This window comes from Pseudomonas sp. Irchel 3F6 (genome assembly GCF_900187595.1).
Lineage (GTDB): Bacteria > Pseudomonadota > Gammaproteobacteria > Pseudomonadales > Pseudomonadaceae > Aquipseudomonas > Aquipseudomonas siliginis.
On sequence record NZ_FYDP01000001.1, the window covers coordinates 76,632 to 87,932 of the forward strand.

Genomic DNA, 11,301 nt, shown 5'->3' on the forward strand with positions numbered 1-11,301 from the left:
GCAAGGCACGACAGACACAGGGGCTGTCCTGTAAACGAGGCATGGGCGACGGAATTTAGCCGCAGACACATCGAGTTACCGCACGCCGGGCGACGACTATTTGTCCGGGATATGGAATCAACTCTTTAAATCTATATGAGAATTACTATAAATTACGCACCTCAAGTTGCCACTATCTTGCTACTGCGTGATCCGCAGGTCTGATCAGTGCGCTCAAGGACAGAAACGGCATCGATGCGGTCGGGAGTCATGTTGGAAAACTACTATCGTGAGCTGGTGTGTTTCCTCAACGCCAGACTGGGCAACCGTCAGGTCGCCGAGGATGTGGTGCATGACGCCTACGTACGCGTGCTGGAGCGCTCCAGCGAGGTGCCGATCGAACAACCCCGGGCCTTCCTTTATCGCACCGCGTTGAACCTGGTTATCGACGATCACCGCCGCAACGCGCTGCGCCAGGTCGAATCGCTGGACGTGCTGGATAACGAAGAGCGCTATTTCACTCCCTCGCCTCACGGCACCCTTGATCACGGACAGCGCCTGGAAATGCTCCAGCGCGCACTGGCCGAATTGCCGCCGCTGTGCCGCGACAGTTTTCTGCTGCGCAAGATCGAAGGCCTGTCCCATCCGGAAATCGCCCAGACCCTCGGCATCTCCCGGGCGCTGGTGGAAAAACACATCGTCAACGCCATGAAACATTGCCGCTTGCGCATCCAGCAATGGGATGGCCAGTGATCCGCGCCGGTTAAATTTCCTTTCATCGTCCTCGTTCCTACTCAACAGACGACCTGCTGACCTGATTCAGGCCGGTCAGGCCACCCAGGCTTTATTTCCCCGCGTTGAGGGGTTCATCCAGAGGACACTGGAAATGACACAGGCAATTGCATCGCCCATCGTTCACGACCTGATCGGCGTCGGTTTCGGCCCTTCGAACCTGGCACTGGCCATCGCCCTGCAAGAGCGCGGCCGGATCCAGGGCGAACTGGATGTGCTGTTCCTCGACAAGCAGGCCACCTACAGCTGGCACGGCAATACATTGTCGACGCAGAGCGAGTTGCAGATTTCCTTCCTCAAGGACCTGGTGACCCTGCGCAATCCGACCAGCCCGTATTCTTTCGTCAATTACCTCAAGCACCACGGGCGTCTGGTCGACTTCATCAACCTCGGCACTTTTTATCCATGCCGCATGGAGTACAACGACTACCTGCGCTGGGTGGCCGGGCAGTTCACCGAGCAGAGCCGTTATGGTGAAGAAGTGCAGTTTATCGAACCGGTGTTGCACAACCAGCAGGTTGAAGCGTTGCGGGTGATTTCCCGGGGCAGCGACGGCCAGCAATTCGTGCGCACCACGCGTTCGGTGGTGGTCAGCGCTGGCGGCACGCCGCGCATTCCAGAGGCGTTCAAGGCGTTGAAGGGCGATCATCGCGTGTTCCACCATTCGCAGTATCTGTCGCAAATGGCCAGACAGCCTTGCGTGAACAATCAACCGATGAGCATCGCCATCATCGGAGGCGGACAGAGCGCGGCGGAAGCCTTTATCGATCTGAACGATTCATTCCCGTCGGTGCAGGTCGACATGATCCTGCGCGGCTCGGCCTTGAAGCCTGCGGACGACAGCCCGTTCGTCAACGAAGTGTTCTCGCCGGAATTCACTGATCTGGTGTTCCAGCAGAACAGCGTCGAGCGCGAGCGTCTGGTCAACGAGTACCACAACACCAACTATTCGGTGGTCGACATCGACCTGATCGAACGCATCTACGGCATCTTCTACCGGCAGAAGGTTTCCGGGATTGCCCGCCATGCGTTCCGCACCCTGACCACCGTCGAGAGCGCCACTGCCACGGCAAACGGCATCGAACTGGCCGTGCGCAACAACGCCACCGGCGAAGTCACGGTGCGGATTTACGACGCCGTGGTGCTGGCCACCGGTTACGAGCGGCAGATGCACCGCAAGTTGCTCGCGCCGCTGGAGGAATATCTCGGCGAATTCGAAGTCGATCGCAACTACAAACTGATCACCGACGAGCGCTGCAAGGCCGGCATATATATGCAGGGCTTCTGCCAGGCCAGCCATGGCCTGAGCGATACGCTGCTGTCGGTGCTGCCGATTCGCGCCGATGAAATCGCTGGCTCGTTGTACGAGCATGGCAAGCAGCGCGGGCACAGTCGCTCGGTGGCGGAGCTGTTGTTGGCGACTGCCAGCTGAAGTATGCGGCGCCTGTCACACCGCTTTCGCGAGCAGGCTCGCTCCCACAATGGATCTGTGAACGCAGGCCAGAATGTGGGAGCGAGCCTGCTCGCGAAGGGGCCATGGAAAGCCCCACAGATCCTGAATCTGAACCCTTCCTGAACACCCCCCACATTCCCCGAAAACACCTCTTCCAGCCGTTTCGCTGCGGGCGTAAGCTGCGCGCGTTTTCATCAATTGCGGAGACCCACAGTGGGTACTTGTTCGAGTGACAGTTGTCGGCCGGTCTCGATCACCGGCAGATTCTCGGCAAGATAACGCGCAGCCTTTCCCTGCCGTTGTCTCGCCGTAACAGCGAGCAGCGGCATCCCGTGCACGGCCAGTTCTGGATCGTTTCTCGACGTCCTTCTCATCGACGCTGAACCAAGCGTGATGGCGACCTCAGTCGTCATCGCAGCCTATCGACACGCCTGTCATTCCCGACGGGCGCGCTACGCCTTGCCGTGCCGGTTGTCCCGGTGCCAGGGCGCGGCGGTACCTGCTCGACGGTTTCCCGGCTGACCACAGGGGACACAGCCATGAAACTCACGCTCAAGGAATTTTTCGCAGGCTTTCTGCGCAGCCGCCACATCGCCCGGCACTTCCGTCGTCTGGCGCTGCTGGATTCGATCAATGACACATTGGTCAGCCGTGAAGTGCCGCCGACGCTGGCCAACACGCTGGTCGCTGCCGCCCATGAAGACAGCGCTGCGTTGCTGTCAGCGCTGGGCACGCACGGCGAGGGGCTTACCGAAGTCGAGGCCGATGCACTGCGCGCGCAACATGGCCTCAACGAGGTCGAACACGAGCAGCCGCTGCCGTGGTGGACCCATCTGTGGCACTGCTACAAAAACCCGTTCAACCTGCTGCTGACCTTACTCGCGGTGATCTCCTGGCTGACCGAAGACCTCAAGGCGGCCGTGGTGATTTTCTCCATGGTGGTGCTGTCGACGCTGCTGCGCTTCTGGCAGGAGAGCAAATCCAATCAGGCCGCCGATGCGCTCAAAGCCATGGTCAGCAACACCGCCACGGTGCTGCGCCGCGATGGCCCACGCCGGGAGCTGCCGATCAAGCAACTGGTGCCCGGCGATCTCATCGTGCTCTCGGCCGGCGACATGATTCCCGCCGATTGCCGCGTGCTCAGCGCCAAGGATCTGTTCGTCAGCCAGGCAGCGATGACCGGTGAATCGATGCCGGTGGAGAAATTCACCCGGCACACCGATCGCGACACGCGTAACCCGCTGGAGCTGGACAATATTCTGTTCATGGGCACCAACGTTGTCTCCGGCAGCGCGATTGCACTGATTCTCACCACCGGCAACAGCACCTATTTCGGTGCGTTGGCGCAACGGGTCGGCGCGACGGACCGGGCGGTGACCTCGTTTCAGCAGGGGGTCAACAAGGTCAGTTGGCTGCTGATCCGCTTCATGTTCGTCATGGCGCCGCTGGTGCTGTTCATCAACGGTTTCACCAAGGGCGACTGGACCGAAGCGCTGCTCTTCGCGCTGTCGATTGCCGTCGGCCTGACCCCGGAAATGCTGCCGATGATAGTCACCTCGACCCTGGCCAAAGGCGCCGTGTTCCTGTCGCGCAAAAAAGTCATCGTCAAACGCCTCGACGCGATCCAGAACTTCGGCGCCATGGACGTGCTGTGCACCGACAAGACCGGCACCCTGACTCAGGACAAGATCTTTCTCGCGCGTAATGTCGACGTCTGGGGTGAGGATTCTGACGCTGTGCTGGAACTGGCCTACCTCAACAGCTACTACCAGACCGGCCTGAAAAACCTGCTGGATGTGGCGGTGCTGGAACACGTGGAAATCCATCGCGAATTGAAAGTCGGCAGTGCGTTTCGCAAGGTCGATGAAATCCCGTTTGATTTCAATCGCCGGCGCATGTCGGTGGTCGTGGAGGGCCGCGCTCAGCCCCACCAATTGATCTGCAAAGGCGCGGTGGAAGAAGTGCTGGCGGTGTGCAGCCGGGTGCGTCACGGCGAAGTTGATGAGGCATTGAGCGATGAATTGCTGGCGCGGATTCGCCAGGTCACCGGCGCTTTCAATGCCGAAGGTCTGCGCGTGGTGGCGGTCGCGGCTCGCTCAATGCCAGCAGGCCGCGAGATTTACAGCCTGGCCGATGAGCAGGAACTGACGCTGATCGGTTACGTGGCGTTCCTCGATCCGCCGAAGGAAAGCACCGCGCCAGCGCTCAAGGCCTTGGCCGAGCACGGCGTGGCGGTGAAGGTGTTGACCGGTGACAACGAGCTGGTCACAGCAAAGATCTGCCGCGAGGTCGGCCTCGCGCAACAGGGTTTGCTGCTGGGCAATGACATTGAGCGCATGGGCGATGCTGAGCTTGCGGTGGCGGTCGAGACGACCAACGTCTTCGCCAGACTCACGCCGTCGCACAAGGAGCGCATCGTCCGTGTGCTCAAGGGCAACGGCCATGTGGTCGGGTTCATGGGCGATGGCATCAACGACGCGCCGGCGCTGCGCAGCGCCGACATCGGCATTTCCGTGGACAGCGCGGTGGACATCGCCAAGGAAGCGGCGGACATCATCCTGTTGGAAAAAAGCCTGATGGTGCTGGAGGAGGGCGTGCTCGAAGGGCGGCGTACCTTCGCCAACATGCTCAAGTACATCAAGATGACTGCCAGCTCCAACTTCGGCAATGTGTTCTCGGTGCTGGTGGCCAGTGCATTCATCCCGTTCCTGCCGATGCTGCCGATGCACCTGCTGGTGCAAAACCTGCTGTACGACATTTCGCAGATTGCCATTCCGTTCGATAACGTCGACGACGAGATGCTGAAACAGCCGCAGCGCTGGCAGCCGGCTGACGTCGGGCGCTTCATGCTGTTCTTTGGCCCGATCAGCTCGATCTTCGACATCACCACCTTCGCCTTGATGTGGTACGTGTTCGACGCCAATACCCCGGATCACCAGACGCTGTTCCAGTCCGGCTGGTTCGTGGTCGGGTTGCTGACCCAGACGCTGATCGTGCACATGATCCGTACGCCGAAGATTCCGTTCCTGCAAAGCCGTGCAGCCATGCCGCTGATGGTGATGACGGCGATTATCATGGCAGTCGGCATCTTCCTGCCCATGGGCCCGCTGGCGCATTACTTCAAGTTGCAGGCATTGCCGTCGCTGTATTTCGCGTTTCTGCCAATGATTCTGCTCGCGTACATGGCTTTGACCCAAGCGGTGAAAGGCTTCTACATCCGTCGATTCGGCTGGCAATAGCAGCCATGGAATGCTCTCCCCTGTGGGAGCGAGCCTGCTCGCGAAGGCGCCGTGTCAGTCAATACGTCTCTGACTGGTATAGCCCCTTCGCGAGCAGGCTCGCTCCCACAGGGGATATTGGTGCGTCTGGGGCGCCGGATGAATGGCCTGCTTTTTAGGAAAAGTCCTACAGAGCTATCCCCGACGCTTGCGTAGTCTTGCCCTCCCCAAACCTCACCGGGAGAATGACCATGAGCAACAAAGCGTTGCGCATCCTGATCGCCGACCCGCAGCATTTTCATCGCATGAAAATCGAGCGCCTGTTCAACTCGCTCGGCTACTACCGCGTCGCCCCGGTGCAGAATCTCGGCGAACTGTTGACGCTGGTCGACTACGGCTGCGAGCCGTTCGATGTATTGGTGATCAATGCCGAGCTGGCGGCAGGCTCCCTCGATCTGTCGGGCTTTCTGCTCGATCACCCACAGGTTCGCCACGCTCTGATCTACAACGAACCGTCGGCGCCCTTGCTGGCGGTTGCGGGGTTTGCTCAGGAAAACGCGCAGATCAGCCCGACGCCATTGCCCAATTCACAGCTCATCGGGCAGGTGATGGCGAGAGTCGAAGCTTGCGACGAACGCCAGGCACCGCCCGACTCTCACGCGTCGTTGCGCCATGCCAATGCATAAAAAACCACTCTGCACAACTGTCAGACCTGACAGGTGATTCTCTTGCTCATCCATGTAACAGTGCCGGCGCGGCCACCGACTCCGGGACAGACTGTTGCGGTGTCTTCGATTTTGCAGGAGTACCAATGAAGTCAGCGCTGATCGTCGATGATCACCCAGTCGTGCGCGCGGCCATTCGAATTGTCCTGCAGGCTCAAGGCTTCACGCAGATTCATGAAGCGTCCAATGGCAATGAAGTCGTGCCGTTGATTTGCGCGCATGATCCACACCTGGTCGTGCTCGATCTCGGCTTGGGGTCCATGGACGGGCTGGAAGTGCTGACGCGAATCCAGATCAAAGCGCCGACGGCACGCTGCCGGATCCTGGTGTTCAGCATGCATGAGCCCACGCATTACCAGGAGCGCTGTTTGCGCGCGGGCGCGCGGGGTTACGTGACCAAGAGCAATCATCTGACGCTGCTGCACGATGCTATCAAGGCGCTGATGTCCGGCCACACCTATTTCTCTGCGTTGCCCAATACCAGCGGTCTGTACAACGCGGTGCAACGCACTGAACAGGAGCTGATCGCTCAGCTGTCCGATCGAGAGTTATGCATTTTCGTGAACCTGGCGTTGGGCAAACCAAACAAAGCCATCGCCCAGGAGATGCACCTGAGTCACAAGACCGTCAGCACCTACAAGACCCGCATGATGGCGAAACTTGGCCTGGGTTCGCTGGTGCTTCTGCGTGAGTTCGCCAAGCGCAATCACTTGATCTGAGTACCTCGACATGACGCAGGGACTGCGGGTTTTAGGACTGTGGCTGGGGCTTGTTGCCTCGGTCGGGGCGAATGACCAACCGCAGACACTGGAGGTGCTGGCGCGCCTCGAACCTGGGTGTATCCAGGTCCGCCTCGATGATCGGGAGCGCCAGTGGCTGCGTGAGCATCCAGTTTTGCGCATGGGCATCTCCGGCCCGGATTACCCGCCCTTCGAAATCACCCGCCAACAGCATGAGCTGGAAGGGCTGACCGCCGATTACGCCGATCTGCTGGCGCAACTGCTCGGCATCAGGATCGAAGTGCGGCGTTTCGCCGATCGGCCGGCACTGATGGCCGCACTCAAGCGCGCTGACGTTGATCTCTTGGGCACCTCGAACAGTTTCGAAGCGGCGGATCCGGCCTTTGTTCTGTCGCGGCCGTATGCTGAAGATCAGCCTATGCTGGTCACGCGTCACGACGAGAAGCTGACCGCCGACCTGACGGCCAAACGCATCGCCATGGTCGAGGATTACCTGCCACTGGCCCATGTTCAGGCGTTCTACCCCGGCGCCCACGTGCAGCTTTATGCTTCGGCCATGGATGCACTCGGCGCGGTCGCCTTCGGTGCCGACGACGTGTACCTGGGCGACTTCATCAGCGCCAATTATCTGATCAACACCAACTATCGCAACGACCTGCAATTGGCCGGGCCGTCGGGGCTTGATGCCAATCCGTTCGCCTTTGCGTTGTTGCGCAGCGATGTGGTGCTCAAACGCATCGTCGACAAGGCCTTGCTGGCCGTGCCCATGGAACGTCGGCATCTGATCGAACAGCGCTGGAGCGTTGGCCTCGCCGAGATGGCCGAACAGTCGCGGGTACAGCTCAGCGCCGCTGAACAGCAGTGGCTTGATCTGCACCCGGTGGTGCGGGTGGGCGCGGTCGAAGACTTCGCGCCGTTGGCGTTTTTCGATGCCGATGGACGCTTCAACGGCCTGGCAGCGCAGTTGTTGAGCCTCATCGCTCAGCGCAGCGGGCTGAATTTCGAGATCGTGCGTGGCACCTCGTTGAACGATCAGTTCGAGCAGCTCCAGGCGGGTGAACTTGATGTCCTGCCGGTAGTGACGCCGAGCACCGAGCGGGAAGCGCAACTGCAATTCACCCGCGCCTATCTGAACAATCCGTTCGTGCTGGTCAGTGCGGCGAACGGGCCACATCCATTGCCGCTCGACGACCTGGCGGGCAAACGCCTGGCCATCTATCGCGGCCACCCGTTGCGCGAATACCTGTTGCAACGCGTGCCCGGACTACGTCTGGTCGAAGTGAAAAGCCCCGCCGAAGGCATGGCGCTGATTGCCCGAGGACAGGTCGACGTAACGGTGAGCTCGTTGCTGGTGGCGCGTTTTCTGATTGCCCGGCAGTACCGCGATCGCCTGCGAATTACCGGCACCGTTGGCGATCAGCCGGCGCGCATCGCATTGGCCACGGCGCCGCAATCGGCATTGCTGCACTCGATCCTGAACAAGGCGTTACTGAGCATTGCGCCGCAGCAAATGGATGAACTGGTGGAGCGCTGGAGCCACGATGTAGTGGTCGAGAACAGCTACTGGCTGCGCCACCGTCAGGAGATTCTGCTGGGTTTCGCCAGCGCAGCTGCCTTGCTTCTGTTGGCACTGCTGTGGATTGGCTGGCAGCGCCGGCAGATCCACCAGCGTCAGCAATGGTTGCTGCAACTGCAACAGGCCAAGGACGCGGCGGACGAAGCCAGTCGGGCCAAGAGCACTTTTCTGGCGACCATGAGCCACGAGATCCGCACGCCGATGAACGCCCTGATCGGCATGCTCGAACTGGCCCTCAAGCGCGCAGAGGAGGGCGTGACCGATCGACTCGCAATTCAGGTGGCGTCGAATGCCGGCCAGCAATTATTGGCGTTGATTGGCGACATTCTCGATATCGCTCGTATCGAATCGGGGCATTTGTCCCTCGCGCCCGAGCGGGCCAACCTGCGGGAGACGGTGTCGTCGGTATGTCGGGTGTTCGAAGGGCTGGCGCGGCAGAAACGGCTCTTGTGGCGCATCGAACTTGATCCGCGCGCCGACGTGGATGTGCTGGTCGATCCGACGTGCTTCAAACAAGTGCTGTCCAACCTGTTGAGCAATGCGATCAAATTCACCCAGTCAGGTGACGTCAGCCTGCGACTGCAGATCGTTGCGATATCGCACGAGCAAGTGAGTGTGCAAGTGCTGATCGAAGACAGCGGCATCGGTATAAGTGCTGAAGATCAAAAGCGCCTGTTCAGCCCGTTCGTTCAAGCGAGTAATAGCCTTCAAGCGGCGCGCAGCGGTTCCGGCCTGGGGTTGGTGATCAGCCGTAATCTCTGCGAAATGATGGGCGGCACGCTGGGTCTCGATAGTGATCTCGGGCAAGGCACGCGAGTAAAAATCAATATCCAGTTGTCGCTGCTGACGTCGGTGACGACCACACTGGCAACGCCCGAGGCGGCAGCCGCGACCTGTGTATTAAGCGTGTTGGTGGTGGACGATCACCCGGTCAACCGCTTGCTGATGTGCTGGCAATTGAGCGAACTCGGGCATCGCACGGTAGATGTGGGCGATGGCGAACAGGGGCTGGACCGCTGGCGAACCCAGGCCTTCGATGTGGTGATCACCGACTGCAACATGCCGCGACGCAATGGCTATGAACTGGCACAGGCGATTCGCAACGAAGAAGCCGCCAGCGGCCGCAGGCCCTGTCTGATCCTCGGCTTTACGGCCAACGCGCAGATCGAAGAGCGCCTGCGTTGTCTGGATGCCGGCATGGACGGCTGCCTGTTCAAACCGATTCGCTTGCACGATCTGGCTGAAGCCATGAACGGCGCCCGCCGTTGCGAGCTTCACGAAGATGAACCGCCTGGCGCCGAGTCGGTCGAGATTGACCTGAGTGCCTTGCAGCAGATGGCCGGGACCGATCACTCGTTGATCGAGCGTTTGCGCAACGAAGTCGGCAACAGCCTGCGCGATGATCTCCAGGCTCTGGATCATATCCACGTCGGCGACCGCAACGGCCTGCGTGAGCTGGCCCATCGCATCAGGGGCGGCGCGCAAATGGTCGGCGCTGCGCGGGTTGTTGCGGCGTGTGCAGATCTGGACACGGCGTGCCGAGACGGTGATAACGCGTTTATCGAGCGTGCCATCGGCAAGCTGCGCGACGCCATGCACGGCCTCGCACGGTGCCTCTGAACCGATGCAGTCTGCTGTGGGAGCGAGCCTGCTCGCGAATAGCGCATCACCAAATCAATTGTTCTGCCTATGGAACACTCAAGCCGATTTCCGCCATCTAGTCGAATATTCGATATGCCTTTAGGCTTAATCCAGTGCATTTACACATTGGAGACCCCATGAAAAATATCATCGGCATTTACACCAGCCCGCGCGGCCATTGGGTCGGCGATGGTTTTCCGGTGCGCACACTTTTCTCTTACGACAACCTGGGCAAGCACATCAGCCCGTTTCTGCTGCTCGATCACGCCGGTCCCGCCGAATTCACCCCGACCACCGAACAGCGTGGCGTCGGCCAGCACCCGCACCGTGGTTTTGAAACCGTGACCATCGTTTACGACGGCGAAGTGCAACACCGCGACTCCACCGGCAGCGGCGGCACCATCGGCCCGGGCGACGTGCAGTGGATGACCGCAGCGTCCGGCATCCTCCATGAAGAGTTTCATTCGGAGAATTTCGCCAGAACCGGCGGCAAGCTGGAAATGGTCCAGCTGTGGGTCAACCTGCCGGCCAAGGACAAAATGGCCGCGCCGGGTTACCAGACCATTCTCGACCGCGACATTCCGAACATCGCGCTCAAGGACAACGCCGGCAGCCTGCGTCTGATCGCCGGTGAATTCGACGGGCACACCGGACCTTCGCGCACCTTCACGCCGATCGACGTCTGGGATCTGCGCCTCAATGCCGGCAAGCTGCTGACGCTTGATCTGCACGAAGGACGCAACACCGCACTGGTGGTGTTGAAGGGTTCGGTGCAGGTCAACGGCGCGGAATCGGTAGGGGTCGGGCAGTTGGCGCTGTTCGAACGCGACGGTGATCGACTCACTCTCCAGGCCAGCGAAGACGCGGTGGTATTGCTGCTCAGCGGCGAGCCGATCGACGAACCGATCGTCGGCCATGGCCCGTTTGTGATGAACACCGAGCAGGAAATTCATCAGGCCTTCGCCGACTTCCAGTCCGGGCGTTTTGGCCGGATGCACGCCTGACCCCGAGCTTTACTGGCAACTGAAACTCCCCTGTGGGAGCGAGCCTGCTCGCGAATGCTCTGATTCAGTCGAAGAGGTAGTGACTGACAGGACGCCTTCGCGAGCAGGCTCGCTCCCACAGGTTTTTCAGCGTCTGATCGTTCCCACGCTCTGCGTGGGAATGCAGCCGGGGA

Annotated in this window: 7 protein-coding genes; all 7 read left to right on the forward strand. The window is 60.3% G+C overall.

Annotated features, from left to right (window positions below):
* Positions 1 to 249 precede the first annotated feature (249 nt).
* The 7 genes from CKW30_RS00245 to CKW30_RS00280 all read left to right on the forward strand — a co-directional run bounded on the left by CKW30_RS00245 (position 250) and on the right by CKW30_RS00280 (position 11,128).
* Complete coding sequence (locus tag CKW30_RS00245) at positions 250 to 732, forward strand: sigma-70 family RNA polymerase sigma factor (protein ID WP_041478511.1); 483 nt, start codon at positions 250 to 252, stop codon at positions 730 to 732.
* A 133-nt stretch (positions 733 to 865) separates the two neighbouring features.
* Positions 866 to 2,203 carry a lysine N(6)-hydroxylase/L-ornithine N(5)-oxygenase family protein gene (locus tag CKW30_RS00250; protein ID WP_041478512.1) on the forward strand — a complete coding sequence of 446 codons (1,338 nt, stop codon included), beginning with the start codon at positions 866 to 868 and terminating at the stop codon, positions 2,201 to 2,203.
* A 560-nt stretch (positions 2,204 to 2,763) separates the two neighbouring features.
* Positions 2,764 to 5,463 (forward strand): magnesium-translocating P-type ATPase, encoded by a 2,700-nt coding sequence (mgtA, locus tag CKW30_RS00260; protein ID WP_095179481.1) that lies wholly within the window; start codon positions 2,764 to 2,766, stop codon positions 5,461 to 5,463.
* A 230-nt stretch (positions 5,464 to 5,693) separates the two neighbouring features.
* Complete coding sequence (locus CKW30_RS00265; protein WP_041478514.1) at positions 5,694 to 6,128, forward strand: hypothetical protein; 435 nt, start codon at positions 5,694 to 5,696, stop codon at positions 6,126 to 6,128.
* Between the two features lie 125 nt (positions 6,129 to 6,253).
* Positions 6,254 to 6,886, forward strand: a complete 633-nt coding sequence (locus tag CKW30_RS00270; protein WP_056784337.1) for a response regulator transcription factor — start codon at positions 6,254 to 6,256, stop codon at positions 6,884 to 6,886.
* Positions 6,887 to 6,896: 10 nt separating this feature from the next.
* Positions 6,897 to 10,103: a transporter substrate-binding domain-containing protein gene (locus CKW30_RS00275; RefSeq protein ID WP_095179482.1), complete on the forward strand. Its 3,207-nt coding sequence runs from the start codon at positions 6,897 to 6,899 to the stop codon at positions 10,101 to 10,103.
* Positions 10,104 to 10,261: 158 nt separating this feature from the next.
* Positions 10,262 to 11,128: a pirin family protein gene (locus CKW30_RS00280; protein WP_095179483.1), complete on the forward strand. Its 867-nt coding sequence runs from the start codon at positions 10,262 to 10,264 to the stop codon at positions 11,126 to 11,128.
* Positions 11,129 to 11,301 lie beyond the last annotated feature (173 nt).

Bases quoted from the DNA above. Each gene is read 5' to 3' on its own strand.
- CKW30_RS00245 (WP_041478511.1), top strand. From the start codon at position 250: ATGTTGGAAAACTACTATCGTGAGCTGGTGTGTTTCCTCAACGCCAGA.
- CKW30_RS00250 (WP_041478512.1), top strand. From the start codon at position 866: ATGACACAGGCAATTGCATCGCCCATCGTTCACGACCTGATCGGCGTC.
- mgtA (WP_095179481.1), top strand. From the start codon at position 2,764: ATGAAACTCACGCTCAAGGAATTTTTCGCAGGCTTTCTGCGCAGCCGC.
- CKW30_RS00265 (WP_041478514.1), top strand. From the start codon at position 5,694: ATGAGCAACAAAGCGTTGCGCATCCTGATCGCCGACCCGCAGCATTTT.
- CKW30_RS00270 (WP_056784337.1), top strand. From the start codon at position 6,254: ATGAAGTCAGCGCTGATCGTCGATGATCACCCAGTCGTGCGCGCGGCC.
- CKW30_RS00275 (WP_095179482.1), top strand. From the start codon at position 6,897: ATGACGCAGGGACTGCGGGTTTTAGGACTGTGGCTGGGGCTTGTTGCC.
- CKW30_RS00280 (WP_095179483.1), top strand. From the start codon at position 10,262: ATGAAAAATATCATCGGCATTTACACCAGCCCGCGCGGCCATTGGGTC.